Origin of the sequence: Litoribacter ruber (assembly GCF_018500185.1) — a bacterium.
In the GTDB taxonomy this organism is placed as follows: domain Bacteria; phylum Bacteroidota; class Bacteroidia; order Cytophagales; family Cyclobacteriaceae; genus Litoribacter; species Litoribacter ruber.
Genome location: NZ_JAHBGI010000017.1, coordinates 23,482 through 40,614, shown reverse-complemented (window position 1 = coordinate 40,614; position 17,133 = coordinate 23,482). Strand labels below are relative to the sequence as shown.

Annotated in this window: 14 protein-coding genes and 1 pseudogene; 13 read left to right on the top strand and 2 right to left on the bottom strand. The window is 35.8% G+C overall.

Annotated features, from left to right (window positions below):
* Both KIH41_RS16700 and KIH41_RS16695 read right to left on the bottom strand, forming a co-directional pair.
* Positions 1 to 371 (bottom strand): annotated as a pseudogene (locus tag KIH41_RS16700) (hypothetical protein); the annotation flags it as partial.
* Between the two features lie 354 nt (positions 372 to 725).
* On the bottom strand, positions 726 to 1,433 hold the full coding sequence (locus KIH41_RS16695) for an outer membrane beta-barrel protein (RefSeq protein ID WP_214163134.1): 708 nt from the start codon (positions 1,431 to 1,433) through the stop codon (positions 726 to 728).
* Positions 1,434 to 2,371: 938 nt separating this feature from the next.
* On the opposite strand from KIH41_RS16695, the gene KIH41_RS16690 reads away from it, so the two are divergent.
* From KIH41_RS16690 to KIH41_RS16630, 13 genes are all read left to right on the top strand, one after another.
* Positions 2,372 to 3,742 (top strand): nucleotide sugar dehydrogenase, encoded by a 1,371-nt coding sequence (locus tag KIH41_RS16690; protein ID WP_214163133.1) that lies wholly within the window; start codon positions 2,372 to 2,374, stop codon positions 3,740 to 3,742.
* Positions 3,729 to 4,739, top strand: coding sequence for an SDR family oxidoreductase (locus tag KIH41_RS16685; protein WP_214163132.1), 1,011 nt, complete (start codon positions 3,729 to 3,731; stop codon positions 4,737 to 4,739). The genes KIH41_RS16690 and KIH41_RS16685 overlap by 14 nt, the downstream gene beginning before the upstream one ends.
* Positions 4,740 to 5,168: 429 nt before the next feature.
* The gene (locus KIH41_RS16680) at positions 5,169 to 6,677 is read left to right on the top strand and encodes an MATE family efflux transporter (RefSeq protein WP_214163131.1); all 1,509 of its coding nucleotides are present in this window, start codon (positions 5,169 to 5,171) and stop codon (positions 6,675 to 6,677) included.
* Between the two features lies 1 nt (position 6,678).
* A complete protein-coding gene (locus tag KIH41_RS16675) occupies positions 6,679 to 7,623 on the top strand; it encodes a glycosyltransferase family 2 protein (RefSeq protein ID WP_214163130.1) in 945 nt (314 codons plus the stop codon).
* Between the two features lie 7 nt (positions 7,624 to 7,630).
* Entirely contained in the window at positions 7,631 to 8,650 is a 1,020-nt protein-coding gene (locus KIH41_RS16670) for an ATP-binding protein (protein ID WP_214163129.1), read from the top strand.
* Complete coding sequence (locus KIH41_RS16665; protein ID WP_214163128.1) at positions 8,647 to 9,813, top strand: O-antigen ligase family protein; 1,167 nt, start codon at positions 8,647 to 8,649, stop codon at positions 9,811 to 9,813. The genes KIH41_RS16670 and KIH41_RS16665 overlap by 4 nt, the downstream gene beginning before the upstream one ends.
* A gap of 14 nt (positions 9,814 to 9,827) precedes the next feature.
* Positions 9,828 to 10,925 (top strand): glycosyltransferase, encoded by a 1,098-nt coding sequence (locus KIH41_RS16660; RefSeq protein WP_214163127.1) that lies wholly within the window; start codon positions 9,828 to 9,830, stop codon positions 10,923 to 10,925.
* Positions 10,926 to 11,005: 80 nt separating this feature from the next.
* A complete protein-coding gene (locus KIH41_RS16655; protein ID WP_214163126.1) occupies positions 11,006 to 12,109 on the top strand; it encodes a glycosyltransferase family 4 protein in 1,104 nt (367 codons plus the stop codon).
* Positions 12,110 to 12,114: 5 nt separating this feature from the next.
* Positions 12,115 to 13,152 carry a polysaccharide biosynthesis protein gene (locus KIH41_RS16650; RefSeq protein ID WP_214163125.1) on the top strand — a complete coding sequence of 346 codons (1,038 nt, stop codon included), beginning with the start codon at positions 12,115 to 12,117 and terminating at the stop codon, positions 13,150 to 13,152.
* Complete coding sequence (locus KIH41_RS16645) at positions 13,133 to 13,549, top strand: WxcM-like domain-containing protein (RefSeq protein ID WP_214163124.1); 417 nt, start codon at positions 13,133 to 13,135, stop codon at positions 13,547 to 13,549. The genes KIH41_RS16650 and KIH41_RS16645 overlap by 20 nt, the downstream gene beginning before the upstream one ends.
* Positions 13,550 to 13,570: 21 nt before the next feature.
* Positions 13,571 to 14,689 carry a polysaccharide biosynthesis C-terminal domain-containing protein gene (locus tag KIH41_RS16640; RefSeq protein WP_214163123.1) on the top strand — a complete coding sequence of 373 codons (1,119 nt, stop codon included), beginning with the start codon at positions 13,571 to 13,573 and terminating at the stop codon, positions 14,687 to 14,689.
* A gap of 10 nt (positions 14,690 to 14,699) precedes the next feature.
* Positions 14,700 to 15,833 carry a non-hydrolyzing UDP-N-acetylglucosamine 2-epimerase gene (gene wecB, locus KIH41_RS16635; RefSeq protein ID WP_214163122.1) on the top strand — a complete coding sequence of 378 codons (1,134 nt, stop codon included), beginning with the start codon at positions 14,700 to 14,702 and terminating at the stop codon, positions 15,831 to 15,833.
* Between the two features lie 12 nt (positions 15,834 to 15,845).
* Positions 15,846 to 17,024: a glycosyltransferase family 4 protein gene (locus KIH41_RS16630; protein WP_214163121.1), complete on the top strand. Its 1,179-nt coding sequence runs from the start codon at positions 15,846 to 15,848 to the stop codon at positions 17,022 to 17,024.
* Positions 17,025 to 17,133: the final 109 nt, after the last annotated feature.

Below are 17,133 nucleotides of genomic sequence, written 5' to 3'. Positions count from 1 at the left end.
TCGGGGAGGTTTGGGTTAAATTGGTAGACGGGCATGGCATCCACAAAAAAAGCGGAACCGCTAAAGTTGGTAGGCATGCCCTGCTGGCCCCATGACTGGGAGCGCAGGCTGTTTGGGTTTAGGCTTCCATTGGTGCCAATAAACTGGTTGCCCATGGTTGCCCTCAGGTCCCATTTGTCGGCAATGTCCCTGCTGTAATCAAAGGTAAATACCGGCAGGAGTCGAAAGTCTAGGTTCCGGTATCCCATTTCGTTATCCATATATACAAACGATGGCCCCACGCCAAACGCTACATGGTCACGGATGTGCTGGGCTTGCAGGGAAAGGCTTAAAAATAAGCCGAGGAGGAACACTAAAAGTGATTTTTTCATAAAAGTGATGATTAATCAATCTATAAAGTAATGTCCTTTTAGTTTAAGAAGCAAATCGGTTTAGGAGGTTATGTCCCGACGCTGCGCGAATCGGGACGGTTTAGGGGTTTAGTTATTGAAGGCCTGCCGGGGGGGATCTTTATGTTTTCTCTTGCGCTCATACCTTAACGCTTCAGGCAGTTGTAGCGGGCATTGCAGCGCGCTGAGCCCTGTGCACTGAGCACTGAGAGGGGATTCCGCAGTTGATGAGGTGTATACTTCAAAGGTGCAATCCTGCCATCTTCCCGTTAGCTACCTTCATCCCGCTCAGCGCTCCGTGCCCAGTGCTCAGCGCTCCGTGCCCCGCGCTCGCCATCAATACCTACCGATATACCTTCTGACCACCACCTGAAACTGCAGTAACATATCTGGTCGGATTCTTTTATTTTTAACATTGTTTCCATCTATATTGGTATTGGTGGTGACCATGGTGGTGCCTTCGAAGGCTACGTCCCATTCTTGTTCGAGGTTGGTGCTGATGCCAAATCTAAGCGGGACATATAATGAAGTAGCGTTGTTATTTTCCTCGACCAACATACCTTCCCCTTCATTTGAGGGGCTATCAACCAAAAATTCATCCTGTCTTGCAGTATGGATTATCCCCAGGCCGGCACCCATGTAATAGTTTACCACATTGCCCACTCGTCCCCGGACGTTGGGATTGAGCTGGAACACGGGCATAAGGTCGGCATAAATAGCTGTGCCGTTGAAGTTAATTGCCTGGTCATTTTCTGCCCAGGCTCTTACTCTTCTACTGGTCAGTGGATCAAATTCCCCGCTGGAAATCCATTGGTTACCCACCGTGGCTCTCAGGTCCCATCGGTTTGAGAGTTCGTAATTATATCCAAAGGAAATATTGGGCAGCACTTTAAACTTGAAATCACTATATATGCCCGCATTATCGGCGTACATCATTGCTGGTCCGGCGCCGATGAAGAAATGGTCGCGGATGGTGCTTTGGGCTAAACTTGTAAAAGAAAACAATAATAAAAACGCAAAGCTGAAATAGTACTTTTTAATCATGTTAACATTATAAAATTCACCGGTTTAGGTGATGGTTTAGAACTAAAAGAATTGATGGGATGAATTAATGAAAACTTGGATGGATTTCCTAATAATTTCTGGAAATATGGTATTGGTGAGTTTAATGGTTTAACGGATGAAGGGATTAACGACTGTTGCAGGGTTTAAGGATTAAAGTTTAAAGGTTAAGAATGGGTGGCTCTGGCTCTACCTTCATCCCATGGGCAGCCATCAGCTGTCAATCCACGGGCCACGGGCGAAGCTCCTTAATCCGTTAATCCTATACCATTAAACTCCATCTTGTTTAAAAGTTGAACGGATGAAGGGATTAACAACAGCTACAAACCCCTGGCGTAGCTCCTTAATCCATTAATCCTTTCAACCCTGTCTGCCGCGAGGCAGGCCCTAAACCAACCATAGTAAAGGCGGGTAGAAACTAAGAAGAACGCTGAGTATGCAGTAGCGTAAAGAACCCCAAACCCCGACTCTTCACGTCACCAACTTCGTACTTCCCTTTATATTCTTTTTCTGATAAAAAACTGCCTTTTCTATACATTTATATGATATATACACGAAAATAAATGAAAAAATACCGTGATCGCGGTATATGAATTGCCAAAAGTAAGCCTCATCTTTGTGGTCGCTTAGTTAAAACCACTCACTCAAAGTACAATAATTACTTCTTCTGGGATTGCAGGAGTAACGCTAGGGGCCTTCAAAGGTCCTGACGGGAAATGTTTATTTCTCAGCATTTCTGTACTCCCCAATCCATCTGCCTGCTAAGTTCATTGGGACTGACCGGGCGAAGCTGTGGAAGGCGCGTAGCGCCGGTTAAGGTTTATGGTTTAAAGGTTATGGGTAACACCTACTACGTAAATTAAAACACCTACTACGTAAATTAAACTGTCATCCTTAAACTTTAAACTTCTCAAAAACTTATGAAATCGTTAAAAGACACTAAAATCGCCATCATCGGCCTCGGCTACGTAGGACTTCCATTAGCAGTGGAATTCGGAAAGAAATTCCGCACGGTAGGATTTGACATAGATCCCAAGCGGGTCAAGGAACTCAATGAGGGGCATGACCGGACAAGGGAAGTGGAGGATGAGGAGCTGAGGAGTGTTTTGGTGGACGGGTGCATGGCGCTGGACAGGGAAAACCTGGGGCTTTGTGTGACTGATGCGGTGACGGCGATACAGAGCTGCAATGTGTATATCGTGACGGTGCCGACACCGACGGACAAACACAACCGCCCGGTGCTGACGCCGATGCTGAAGGCTTCGGAGATGATTGCCAAGGTGATGAAGAAGGGTGATACCGTGATCTATGAATCCACTGTGTATCCGGGTGTGACGGAAGAGGAGTGTGTGCCGGTGCTGGAGAAGGTGTCGGGCATGAAGTTCAACGAGGATTTCTTTGTGGGCTACTCCCCAGAGCGGATCAATCCGGGGGACAAGGAGCATACGGTGACCAAGATCCTGAAGGTGACTTCGGGTTCTACTACGGAGACTGCCGATTTTGTGGACGAACTATATAAAACCATCATCGTGGCCGGAACCCATAAGGCTTCCAGCATCAAGGTGGCCGAAGCCGCCAAGGTTATCGAAAATTCCCAGCGGGACATCAACATCGCCTTTGTCAACGAACTTTCCAAGATCTTCAACCTACTGGATATAGATACCCAGGAAGTACTGGAAGCTGCGGGCACCAAATGGAACTTCCTTCCCTTCAAACCGGGACTTGTGGGCGGACACTGCATCAGTGTGGATCCCTTCTACCTGGCCCAAAAAGCCCAGGAAGTAGGCTACCATCCGGAGATCATCCTGGCAGGAAGAAGAGTTAATGACAGCATGGGCAAGCATGTAGCTACCCAGACCATCAAGAAGATGATGCAGAAAAACCTGCCTGTCCTTCATGCCAAGGTTTTGATCCTGGGCTTTACCTTTAAGGAGGACTGTCCTGATGTGAGAAATACCAGGGTGATTGATATCTATAACGAACTACGTGCCTTTGATATGAACGTGGATGTATACGATCCTTGGGCAGATCCTGCAGAGGTGAAGCATGAATATGGAATTACCATCAATAAATCAAAGAGCGAAAATGTGCTGGTGGGAGCTGATGGGGAGATGTCCTTTGAAGATAATACCGAAGAAACCCAAACCCCTGATTTGAGCCAATATGCTGCTATTATTTTGGCGGTGGGGCATAAGGAGTTTAGAACGTTGGATTTGGTGAAGTCGGATGCGCAGGTGATTTATGATGTAAAGGGAATTTTAGATAAAGATACAGTAGATGCAAGACTTTAAAGCTAACGATCAATTTCGAACACTGGAATCCAAAAAAGTATTGGTAACCGGTGGCGCCGGATTTATCGGGTCCAATTTATGTGAAGCCCTTTTGGGATTAGGTGCTGAGGTGATTTGCTTGGATAATTTTGCAACTGGGCATAAGCATAATATTGAGCCATTTTTTGAAAATCAAAACTTCACATTTATAGAAGGTGATATTAGAAATCTTGAAACCTGTAACGCAGCTTGCGAAGGGGTGGATTTCGTATTACACCAAGCAGCATTGGGTTCTGTACCAAGATCTATTAATGATCCTATAACCTCAAATGAGGTTAATGTATCTGGATTCCTAAATATGCTGGTTGCGGCAAGAGACAATGGCGTGAAGAGGTTCATCTATGCAGCCAGCTCTTCCACCTATGGCGATTCTGAGAAACTCCCAAAAGTAGAGCATGAAATCGGAAAACCCTTATCTCCATATGCCATCACCAAGTATGTGAATGAATTATATGCCGATATTTTCCATAAATCATATGGTTTAGACACTATAGGTTTAAGGTATTTTAATGTATTTGGTAGGAGACAGGATCCTAATGGGGCTTATGCAGCAGTTATCCCTCTATTTGTGAAGAAATTCATGAACCACGAAAGTCCGGTCATTAATGGGAATGGTAACTACTCCCGCGACTTTACTTATATAGATAATGTTATCCAAATGAATTTGCTAGCCTTAGTGACCGAAAATAAGGAAGCCGTAAACCAGGTTTATAACACTGCGGTTGGGGACAGGACAAATTTGTTGGAATTAACTACTTTGTTAAAACAATACATGACCGAGTACGATGTATCAATAGGGGAAGTGGAGATAAAGCACGGTCCAAATCGGGCGGGAGATATCCCGCATTCTTTGGCATCTATTCAAAAAGCGAAAGAAAAATTAAATTATCAGCCAAAATTTAAAATTAACGCTGGCTTAAAAGAAGCTGTGGTGTGGTATTGGAGGAATTTGAAGTGATTGTAATTTTTATAAAATAAAATTATATAAGTTTTATAGAATTAATTAAAAAAAAACTATTTACACGTTAGTTTGTCCGATAAGACAAACTTTTGCTATTCCCAAACTTTTACTATATAATATCCTCTATTGAGTTTTGATTTAGCAAACAAGTTTATACAGTTTCCCATATTTTGATGGTAAATTACTAAATAACCTTGTATAACCTCTAGCAACTCATATCTGTTTCAGCTTAATTGTTTTTTGCCCAAGTGATTTCTCAGCTACCTAGACTACTACGTAATTTTCAAATAGTAAGCCAGCTATTACACTTCTTAAAACAAAAGCTTTTTAATCCATGAAATCTTTGATTAAAGATTTTATCCCCTGTGTTAAGTTTTCGTTTTCTATTAAAAAGCTTAATATTGTTATTTATAAAATTCTTTATTAATGTCAGTAACCAAAAGGATAACATTAAATACTGTTGCGATATACAGTCGATCAATATTATCGGCGGGGCTTACCTTGTTTAGTAGTAGATGGGTTTTAGAAGCATTAGGAGTATCTGATTTTGGACTTTTTTCTCTAGTTGGATCAATAATTATGGCTATAATATTTTTTAATGCTATTATGTCAACTAGTGCAAGCAGGCATTTTTCTTTTTCTATTGGTAAGGAGATCGAAAATGAAACTAATAAATGGTTTAATACGGCTCTAAGTATTCATATAATTATCCCTCTTATTCTAATTATACTTGGCTATCCAATTGGAATATATTTAATTGAGAATATATTCAAAGTTCCCTTGGAAAAAGTTGGTAATTCTATTTTAATTTTTCAAATATCTTTGATTGCTGCTTACATAAGTATGATATCTGTTCCTTTTGTAGCAATGTATATCGCCAAACAAAGATTTGTCGAACTTGCAGTAATTGGTTTTATACAATCGGTACTTATTTTTTTTGCTGCATATTCTTTGCTAATTCTCCCAGGGGATAAGCTTATTTTACATGCTACATTAACCGCTAGCATTCAAATTACAATTTTCAGTATTCAAATTTGGAGAGCGAAAGTTTCGTTTCCTGAATGTAGAATACAGTTTTCAGAATGGTTTAATAAACAAAGGTCATTTGAGTTAATTTCTTTTGCTTTTTGGAATCTTATTGGGAATTTCGGGCACTTAGTTCGTTCTCAAGGGCTTGTGTTTGTAACTAACATGTTTTTTGGAACAAAAGGGAATGCCGCTTTTGGTATATCACATCAATTATCAAATCAGACTAGTTCCCTTACAAACTCTCTGTCCTCCTCAATAACACCAGAAATTATTAGAAATGAGGGAATGGGAAATAGGGTAAATGCTATAAAATTAGCCTTTCAGGCTACAAAATTAGGTATATATCTAATATTAATTCTTACAATTCCCTTACTCATAGAAACCTCTTATGTACTTAATTTATGGCTTACATCTGTTCCGGAACATTCAGTAATACTATGTCAGCTTATGATAGTTGTTTTTTTATTAGAAAAAACAACTATGTCCCATATGGCTTTATTACAAGCTGCTAATAAAATAGCTAAACCTCAATTATCATTAGGGATTATTTTTTCTTTAACAATTGTTGTTGCCATTATTATGATAAAAATGAATATTGGCATTGAGAGTATTGGATGGTCGGTTGTTATCTCAATGGGGATAAGTCGGGTTTTTTTAGTATATTGGACAAAAATTTTTTTAGATGTTTCAGTCCTTATATGGCTAAAAGAAATTTTACTACCCTATGTTATTATTGTATTTGTATTACTGGGGATTTCCTTTTCATTGTCTATAATAACACATCCCAGTTTCGGTAGATTTGTTAGTAATATTTTCATTAATTTTATTATAACAACAATATTATGCTGGGTAATGATGTTTTCGAAAGCGGAAAAATCTTTTATAAAGAAATGGATACAAAAATAAAATGAATAGCATAAGTACAATTTTAAGGTTTTCGGTTTTTACATCGACATATAATAGAGCTTCTTTTTTAACAAAGGTATATGAGAGTTTATTAAGGCAAACTTACCAAAATTTCGAATGGGTTATTATTGATGACGGATCTACAGATAATACAGATTCACTTATTCAAAATTTTATTGATAAAGGAAAGTTAAAAATTAGGTATATAAAAAAAGAAAATGGTGGTAAACATACGGCGTGGCGAATAGCAACAGAAATGTTTAGGGGAAAGTATGTGCTTTCAATTGATAGCGATGATTCATTAACTCCACAAGCCCTAGAAATTTTCAATAAACATTGGAATGAATTAGAAAACTCGAATGTGTATGATGAATTTTGGGAAGTAAAAGCGAGGAATATGTATGAAAATGGTAGAATCGTTGGTAACGCATTACCAAAGGATATCTTTGATACTTATGCTCATATACTAACCTATAAATTCAAAGTTACTGGAGATTTACACGGTTGTAGGAAAACAAGTGTTCTGCGTAATGAAGCAAAAGTACCAGATAATTTTATGTTTGAAGATAAATGTAGCAACTTTCAAGAAAGTATTAGATGGTTTAGAGCTGGGAAAAAATACAAAACCAGGTATGTTGAAGAAGTAACTTCAATTGTGTCATTAGCTGCTGAAGATCGATTATCATCGTCGGATAATAAAAAAATAAAGAAAAATTTTTATAATTCATTAGTTAATGTTATTTATAAACTTCACGAAAGTCGAGAAGACATTCTAAGATGGGATAAAAGAACCTATTTTGAATTGATTGCCAAAACATTATATGTTTCTTTTCGTCTCAGAAAAAATCCGTTTAAACTACCTTTTGAAAAATTCTATATTCTTGATCATTTTTTTTTAATTTTAGGTTTTTTTCCTATATATATCCTTTATAAAATTAGAGGTTAAACAAACTATGAAAATTGCAATACATAATAGAGAAGAAAGTTTTTCTGATCGGTGGATTGAATATTGTAAATCAATCAACATTGATTATAAAACAGTTAATGCTTATGATACAGACATTATTGACCAGATAAAAGATTGCGATGCTTTCCTGTGGCATCATCACCACGCAAACATTAAGGATGTATTAGCCGCTAAACCACTCTTATTTGCTTTAGAACACGCTGGGATAAAAGTTTTTCCCAATTTTAAAACCGCTTGGCATTTTGATGATAAAGTTGCCCAAAAATATTTGTTAGAGGCTATTGGTGTTCCGCTTGTACCAAGTTTTGTTTTTTATGATAAACATATAGCATTGGACTGGGCAAATAAGACGACATACCCTAAGGTTTTTAAACTGAAAGGAGGTGCTGGTGCTGCCAATGTTAGGCTTGTTCATAATAAAATGGAATGTACAAATCTTATTAATACTGCTTTTGGGAAAGGGTTTCAACAATTTGATGGTAGAAGATATTTTTTAGATACTTTTAAAAAATTTAAAACTAATACAAAGTCCTTCCCAGAAGTAGTAAAAGCATTTGGCAGAATGCTGATCTCAACCCAGTATTCAAAACAAGTTGCGACTGAAAGAGGATATATTTATTTCCAGGAATTCATCCCCAATAATGATTCAGATATTCGCATAATTATAATTAAAGATAAAGCATTCGGAATTAAAAGAATGGTACGAAAAAATGATTTTAGAGCATCCGGAAGTGGAAAAATAAAGTATGATAGTGCTTATATTAATAAAAGCACACTCGTACTTGCATTTGAAACCGCTCGGAAATTAAATGCCCAAGCATGTGCAATTGACTTTATTTATAAAAATTCGCAACCTTACATAATTGAGGTAAGTTATGGTTTTACCCAAAATGTTTATGAAGATTGCGAAGGTTATTGGGATGAGGATTTGACATTTCATGAAGGAAAATTTAATTCCCAGTATTGGATGATTGAAAATCTTATTAATATCTTGAAAAATCAATGAATATTTTAAGTATCATAAGAAATTTATTATTATCTCTATTTTTAGTATATTATTCTCAAGGATCTTTTTATCCTAGCGGATCAATAATTTCTCAAGGGGCATTAGTATTAATATTATGCATTTCTGGAATTTTTTTTTTTAAGACATTGTTATTAAACCATCCTAAGTCTTTATTTTTTAAAACTTGGACTTTTCTCTTGATTTTAAATGTTATTGGGTTCGTATTTACTGGAGATCACTCTAATCCGCATCATTTTAGTATGTTTAAAGGTATATTAGTATGTTCATTAACTTTTTACCCTTTTTATCATCTCAGCAAAAAAGGAATTTTTAGAACTGAGCATTTAAAATGGTTTTTCATTATACTATTACCTATTACTATTATTCAATATTTCTTTACTTCTACCCAAATTCTTTCCGAACAGTTAAATGATAATACTGATGTGGTTAATAATTTGTCCTACTCATTCGTTTCGCTTATTCCTTTTGTTTTTCTTTTCAACAGAAATAAAATTATTTCATCATTATTGATGCTTATTTTAATCTTTTTTATAATTCAAGGAGCGAAGAGAGGAGCTTTTATTGCTGGTATTATAGGATTACTTTTATTTATTTATTATCAACTAAGAACTGTAGCGTATAAAAATAAATTAAATGGATATATAATTTTAATCATTAGTATTTCAGGGCTCACTTATTTTGGTTATGAGTTTATAATAAGTAATGAGTTCTTAACTTATCGGATTCTCAAATTATTTAATAGCGATGGATCTAGTGGCCGGAATATAATATATGCCAATATTTTTGAAAGTTGGTACGACAGTCATAATTTCTATAATATCCTATTTGGGTTTGGATTTGCTGCATCCCTAAGACTTAGTGGCACTGGAAATTTTGCTCATAATGATTGGTTGGAATTACTTTCAAATTTTGGTTTATTAGGAGTCTTCGTTTACTCAGTATTAATATTTTCAGTTTTAAGATATCTGTTTAAAAATTATTTGTATGTTGATAGTAAATTATTATTGATAACAATACTATTGATTTGGTTGTTGACTTCAGCTGTTTCAATGTTTTATACCTCAATGAGTGGATATTTAACCTCTATTTTTTTAGCTTATCTATTTGGAGCCAAAGAAAAATTATTGGGTTTTAAGCTTTAATTATTATTGATTAAATGAAAATTCTCTGTGTTATTGATAGTCTTGGTTCTGGTGGGGCACAAAGACAAATGGTAGAATTGGCCATAGGTTTTAAAAAGAAAGGTAATGAAGTTTCTTTCCTGATTTATCATGCAATTAACTTTTTCGAATCAGATCTATGCAAATATAATATTCCTGTTCAAATAGTTAATGAAAGTAAATATATTGTTCGCTTTTCTAAGCTTAGAAGAGCAATAAGACAGGAAAAACCTGATGCAGTATTGTCTTTTCTTGAAGGTCCTAACCTCATATGTGAGATGGCGGGATTACCTTCAAAGAATTGGAAATTAGTTGTTGGTGAGAGGAGTGCTAATCCGCGTATATTAAATTCTTTGAAAGGAAGGATTTTTCGATGGTTTCATTTTTTTGCTGATAAAATTGTTTCAAATTCTCATGAAAATCTCAGAATGGTTAAAAAGGCAAATCCCTTGCTTGCTACAAAAAATATTCATGTAATTTATAATATTATTGATCGGACTAAGTGGAATCCGTTTAGTAATGTCAATAGAAATGCTTTAGAAGAAGACAGGTTTCACTTAATCGTTGTTGGAAGTTTACGGGAGGTAAAAAACCCTTTAAAAATGATTGAAGCGATTTATCTTTTAAGTGAACAAGAAAAAAGAAGGCTTACTGTTGATTGGTATGGATCAGTTCATTCACAGGATTATAGGGATTCTGTTAAAGAATTAATCTCTAAATATGACCTAGAAGAAATTATTAATTTTCACCCTCCTGTGAAAGATATTCATATTAAAATAGCTGCAAGTGATGCCCTGGGACTGTTCAGTATATTGGAAGGACTTCCAAATACTATATGTGAAGCAATGATGATGGGGAAGCCCGTAATAGCATCGTCTGTTTCTGATATCCCCATTCTCCTAAATAATCAAAGAGAGTTTCTTTTTAACCCCAATGATGTAGTTGACATAAAAGAAAAAATTTCTTATTTGCTTTCTTTATCCTCTGAAGAAATTTTTTCGATAGGCAATGGTAATTATAATCATGCTCAAACTCTATTAGATGAAAATTTCGCAGTTGAGTCTTATTTAAATCTTTTTTCTGGAAAAATGTAAACTTAAATTTATCAAAATCCTTACAATGAAAATTTTTTAGTTTAATTTTTTATACACTTTTAAATAAATTTATTTTAAGTATGAAAAGGAAAAGAGTTCTATTTGTAGGATCATTTAAAGATACCTCTAAAAAAGGAGGTGTTGGGGGACAAATGTTTGCTAGTAAAACAATAGTTAAAGCATTGTCCACTGAAGTTGAATGGACACTTATAGACACTACAGCTGAAAGTAATTTAAAACGAAGATTTATTGCACGATTATTTAATGCAATGAAACGTCTACTAACTTTCTCATATTATTTGATATTTTATAAGTTTGATAATATTTTGATTTTTGTGGCAGATGGTTGGAGTTTTTGGGAAAAGGGCTTGATGAGCCTAATGGCTAAAATTTTTACAAAATCAAAGGTGATTTTAGCACCCCGTTCTGGCTTTATAATTAACGACATAAAGAAAATAGGCTTCCTTTCTAGATTCATACGCTATACCTTAACAAAAGTTGATAATGTAGTATGCCAAAGTCAGGTATGGAAAAATCTTTTCCTCGGGATTTCAAATGGTGACCCTAAAAGATTTGTTATTATCGAAAATTTTCTTGATTTCGATGAATATTCCTTGATTAGCTCTTTTAAAAAGAATCAAAATGAACCAGTAAATATTTTATTCCTGGCCTGGGTTACTCGGTCCAAGGGAATATTTGAACTTTTAGAAGCGTCACGTTTACTGGCACAAGGAAATTTGGAATTCAAAGTTACTATAGCGGGGAATGGTGATGATTTTGAGGAAGCAAAACAATACATCGAAAAGTTCGATATTAAAAAATATATTAAAATGGAAGGTTGGGTCCTAGGGGACCAAAAAATGAACCTGTTAGCAGAATCAGATATTTTTGTTTTACCGACTCATTTTGAAGGTTATCCCAACTCTCTTGTTGAGGCTATGGCGACAGGTAAAGCTTGTATAGCAACAAACGTAGGTTCAATCCCTGATATTATTCAAGATAATGAAAACGGGTTTCTAGTAGAAGCCAAAGACTCTCATCAGTTATACGAAAAATTAAATATCTTGATTTCAAATCCGTTAATAAGAAAGAAATTTTCTGAGAATGCTATGGTTCAAATTGAAAAAAATAATTCCATAAACGCAGGGTTAGGGAAATTTAAACATTTATTAAATATAAAATAATTAAAATGTTAAAAAACAAAACTCTCCTAATCACCGGTGGCACAGGTTCCTTCGGAAATGCAGTTCTAAACCGTTTTCTCCATACTGATCATTTTAATGAGATTCGAATCTTTTCTCGTGATGAAAAGAAACAGGATGATATGCGTAACCAACTTAAGAATGCAAAACTTAGGTTCTATATTGGAGATGTAAGAGACTATAGTAGTGTAGAAACAGCCATGCGTGGTGTCGATTATGTTTTTCATGCTGCTGCTCTAAAACAAGTTCCGTCCTGTGAATTTTTTCCTATGCAAGCAGTTCAAACCAATGTTCATGGAACCCAGAACGTCATTGATGCGGCAGCTCATAATGAGGTGCAAAAAGTAATTTGCTTAAGCACTGATAAAGCGGCTTATCCTATTAACGCCATGGGTATTTCCAAAGCCATGATGGAAAAGGTTGCAATCGCTGCGTCAAGGGACTTAAGGAAAACTACCGTTTGTCTGACCAGGTATGGAAATGTAATGGCATCCAGAGGTTCTGTCATTCCATTATTTCTAAACCAGATGAAAAACAATCAACCCATATCAGTCACCGATCCTAAAATGACCCGGTTTCTAATGTCTCTAGAAGATGCGGTGGAACTTGTGCTATTTGCCTTTGAAAATGGAAACCCTGGTGATTTATTTGTAAATAAAGCTCCGGCAGCTACAATTGGTGATCTTGCAAAAGCGATTAAAGAAATGTCCAATGCTGAGAATGAAGTCAAAATTATTGGGACAAGACATGGAGAAAAACTGTACGAGACCCTTTGTACAAGAGAAGAAATGCTGAAAGCGGAAGATATGGGAGAATTTTTCCGAATCCCTGCAGATAATAGGGATCTAAATTACAGCAAATATTTTTCTGAAGGAGAGGGGCATATTTCCGAGATTGAAGATTATAACTCGCATAACACGGAACAGCTTGATGTTGAAGGAGTAAAAAAATTACTCCTGCAGTTGCCATTAGTACAGGAACATATTAAAAATTATTCTTCAAATCTTGAAACCACAACTCATTAAAGGAGACTGCTTTAAAGATGATCGAGGGACGTTAACTTATAACAATGCCTTTGATATTTCTGAAGGAAAAAGAATTTATACTATAACCAACAAAGAGTTAGGATATAAAAGAGGCTGGCAGGGACATCAAATTGAACATCGTTGGTTTTCTGCCATGACAGGTTCGTTTCTAATTCAAACGGTCACGCCGAATAATTGGGAGCAGCCCTCCAAAGATTTGGAAATATTAGACTTTATAGTTTGTTCTGAGAAATTGGATGTCTTACATGTGCCTGCTGGAAATATTACCCTTATAACAGCACTGGAAACCAATTCGAAACTCTTGGTCATGGCTGATCATCTTCTTGGAGAAGTGAAGGACGAATACCGCTATAATAGTGACTACTTCTCCTCATAATTAAAAATAATCAATCTATTTATGAAAAAAATAGGAATTACAGGCCAATCCGGGTTTGTAGGTACCCATCTTTTTAACAGCTTAAGTTTACTTGATAATGAATTTCAATTAGTTCCGTTTGAAAAGGAATATTTTCAGGATCAGGAAAAATTGGTACATTTTGTAAGCAGCTGTGATGTTATTGTTCATCTGGCTGCTTTAAACAGACATAATGATCCTGAAATAATCTATCAAACCAATGTTGGTCTGGTGAAAAAATTAATTGCCGCATTGGAGCAGAGAGGAAGCACAGCACATATTATCATGTCTTCTTCGTCCCAAGAAGAAAGGGATAATTTGTATGGGAAGTCAAAGAAAGAAGGGAGAGAGTTATTCTCAGAGTGGGCAATTAACTCTGGAGGAACCTTTTCCGGACTTATAATTCCGAATGTTTACGGGCCTTTTGGTCATCCTTATTATAATTCAGTTGTTGCGACTTTCTCACATCAAATTGCCAATGGAGAAACCCCTGTTATAAAAGAGGACGGTACTCTTAAACTCATATATGTGGGGGAGTTAGTTGAGGAAATTATTGATAAAATCAGAACCAAGGCTAACGAACATTATTTTAATGTTCCTCATACCGCAGAGGCTAAAGTCTCTGAAATCCTGAAACTACTTCAAGACTATCGAAAATTATATCAGGACGCCGGGGAAATTCCTGTATTAAATAATTCCTTTGAAACGAACCTATTTAACACATATAGGTGCTATATAGACGTAAGGAATTATTTTCCAGTAAAGTTTCAAAAACACACTGATGCACGCGGCTCCTTTGTAGAGGTAATAAGACTGGGAATAGGAGGGCAGGTGTCTTTTTCTACTACGGTGCCGGGTATTACAAGAGGGAATCATTTTCATACCAGAAAAATAGAGCGTTTTGCAGTGATTAAAGGAAAGGCTTTAATTCAATTGCGTAGGATGGGAACTGATGAAGTTTTGGATTTTTACCTGGACGGCGATGAACCTGCTTATGTGGATATGCCCATTTGGTACACGCATAATATCAAAAATATAGGTGATGAAGTTCTATATACCAACTTTTGGATCAATGAGCCATACAACCAGGAGGACCCAGATACCTATTTCGTTGAAGTTTAGATTTTAAATAATGAAAAAATTAAAAGTATTGACCGTAGTCGGAACCCGGCCGGAAATCATCAGGCTTTCTAGAGTTATATTAAAACTAGATGCAACTGAAAGTATTGAACACATTCTTGTGCATACTGGGCAAAATTACGATTACGAGTTAAATGAAGTCTTTTTCGAGGATCTGGGACTAAGAAAGCCTGATTATTTTTTGAATGCTGCCGGAGGAAATGCTACAACAACTGCAGGACAAATATTAATAAATATAGATCCTATTTTGGAATCTGTTAATCCTGATGCTTTTTTGGTTTTAGGCGATACCAATTCTTGTCTATGTGCTATTGCTGCTAAGAAAAGGAAGATTCCAATTTTTCATATGGAAGCCGGAAACCGTTGTTTTGATCAACGTGTTCCAGAAGAAACCAATAGGAAAATTGTGGATCATATAAGTGATATAAACCTCACCTATAGTGATATCGCAAGGGAATATTTGTTGCGGGAAGGGCTGCCAGCTGACAGAGTTATAAAAACAGGTTCTCCTATTTATGAGGTGGTGAATGCAAATAGAATACAGATAGATTCTTCTGATGTTTTATCAAATTTAAAATTGCAAAAGGAAAGGTATTTTGTGGTCTCAGCACATCGGGAAGAAAATATCAATTCTGATAACTTTTTAAAATTGGTTGAAAGTCTGAACGCTATTGCAGAAACTTACGGACTGCCAATCATTGTCTCAACCCATCCCCGAACAAGGAATAAAATTGATCAAACTGGGGTGACGTTCAATAAACTCATTCAAATAATGAAGCCAATGGGGTTTCATGATTACAACCATTTACAAAAGAATGCAAAAGCAGTTTTGTCTGATAGTGGTACCATTTCAGAAGAATCCTCCATTATGAATTTTCCGGCCTTAAATATTCGGGAAGCACATGAGCGTCCGGAAGCAATGGAAGAGGCATCCGTCATGATGGTAGGATTGAATCCTGAACGTATTATGCAGGCTTTGGAAATATTAAATACCCAGAATAGATATGAAGATAGAACTTTGCGCCAGGTGGCAGATTATTCAATGCCAAATGTTAGTGATAAGGTTGTGAGGATTATTTTGAGTTATACTGATTATATCAATAGGGTTGTTTGGAGTAAATTTTAAATTCTTTATACTTTGAATTGGATCGTTACGGAATTGTTTTATCCGGATGAAGTATCTACAGCTCAAATCTTGACTGATATAGCTTTAAAAAAAGTTGTTGATAATCAGGTGAGTATTATATGTGGGCCTTCAGGATATGAAAAATCATATTACCACCAAAATAAATCCTTAGACAGCAGGTTATGCATTTATCGGATTGGAATGCCGAATCTGAACAAAAATAAAATTTTTCAAAGAATTCTTAGACTAATGCTTTTGACTCTTAAAATGAGTTGGGCAATCTGCTTCAAGGTAAAGAAGGGTGAAAATGTTTTTATTACTACAAATCCTACCTTCCTGATTATTACGATTTCTTTGCTAAAAAGAATCAGAAAATTTAATTTAGAAATTTTGGTTCATGATGTCTTTCCTGAAAATTTAGTACCTGCTGGATTGATTAAACAAAATAGTTTTAAGTATAATGCTTTTAGTAAAATATATAATTATTCTTATCAAAATGCAGATCGGTTAATAGTTTTAGGGGAGGATATGAAGAAGCTAATGATAAAGAAGATATCCCCCAAAAATGTTCAAATAGATATTATACCAAATTGGGCCGATAAGGAAATATATCCTCTAGATGATTTTAATATCTCGGATTATTTAGGTATTGATGTAAAGGATAAAATTGTATTTGGCTTTGCTGGAAATTTAGGTCGTGTCCAAGGTGTTTTAGAGTTTATTGAATTATTTAATCAATCTCAGAACCAAGAAATTGTATTGATTATCATTGGTGATGGGGCTTTAAGGCCGGATATCGAGAAAAAAATTAAAAATGAAAATATTCAAAATATTTACTATTTGGGTTCAAGATCCAGAAGTGAGCAGAATTTGTTTTTAAATGCATGCCACATTGGGTTAATAACTTTAATAAATGGCATGAAAGGATTAGGTGTTCCTTCAAAATCCTACAATCTAATGGCTGCGGGTAAACCTCTTTTTTATATTGGTGATTATAATTCTGAAATTGATGTTTATGTGAAAAAATATAACTGCGGATGGTCATTTTCTTGGGTAAATGAAGCTGAAATTCTAACTTTTTTAAAGAATGCTTCTTCCCAACTTTTACCTGAAATTATGGAAAAAGGCTCTAATTCCAAATGTGCTGCAGAATCGAATTACAGTAAAGAAAGTGTACTTAAGCTCTTTTAGCCGCATGTGAGTTGTTTATCATGTGCAATGAAGTTTTTAGGTAAATCTATAGCCCATGAAATGACTAAAGGTAAAACACTTCAACTAGATCCATTCTATAAAAGAAATG

Bases quoted from the DNA above. Each gene is read 5' to 3' on its own strand.
- KIH41_RS16665 (WP_214163128.1), top strand. From the start codon at position 8,647: ATGAATATTTTAAGTATCATAAGAAATTTATTATTATCTCTATTTTTA.
- KIH41_RS16695 (WP_214163134.1), bottom strand. From the start codon at position 1,433: ATGATTAAAAAGTACTATTTCAGCTTTGCGTTTTTATTATTGTTTTCT.
- KIH41_RS16690 (WP_214163133.1), top strand. From the start codon at position 2,372: ATGAAATCGTTAAAAGACACTAAAATCGCCATCATCGGCCTCGGCTAC.
- KIH41_RS16655 (WP_214163126.1), top strand. From the start codon at position 11,006: ATGAAAAGGAAAAGAGTTCTATTTGTAGGATCATTTAAAGATACCTCT.
- KIH41_RS16670 (WP_214163129.1), top strand. From the start codon at position 7,631: ATGAAAATTGCAATACATAATAGAGAAGAAAGTTTTTCTGATCGGTGG.
- wecB (WP_214163122.1), top strand. From the start codon at position 14,700: ATGAAAAAATTAAAAGTATTGACCGTAGTCGGAACCCGGCCGGAAATC.
- KIH41_RS16640 (WP_214163123.1), top strand. From the start codon at position 13,571: ATGAAAAAAATAGGAATTACAGGCCAATCCGGGTTTGTAGGTACCCAT.
- KIH41_RS16650 (WP_214163125.1), top strand. From the start codon at position 12,115: ATGTTAAAAAACAAAACTCTCCTAATCACCGGTGGCACAGGTTCCTTC.
- KIH41_RS16660 (WP_214163127.1), top strand. From the start codon at position 9,828: ATGAAAATTCTCTGTGTTATTGATAGTCTTGGTTCTGGTGGGGCACAA.
- KIH41_RS16680 (WP_214163131.1), top strand. From the start codon at position 5,169: ATGTCAGTAACCAAAAGGATAACATTAAATACTGTTGCGATATACAGT.
- KIH41_RS16675 (WP_214163130.1), top strand. From the start codon at position 6,679: ATGAATAGCATAAGTACAATTTTAAGGTTTTCGGTTTTTACATCGACA.
- KIH41_RS16685 (WP_214163132.1), top strand. From the start codon at position 3,729: ATGCAAGACTTTAAAGCTAACGATCAATTTCGAACACTGGAATCCAAA.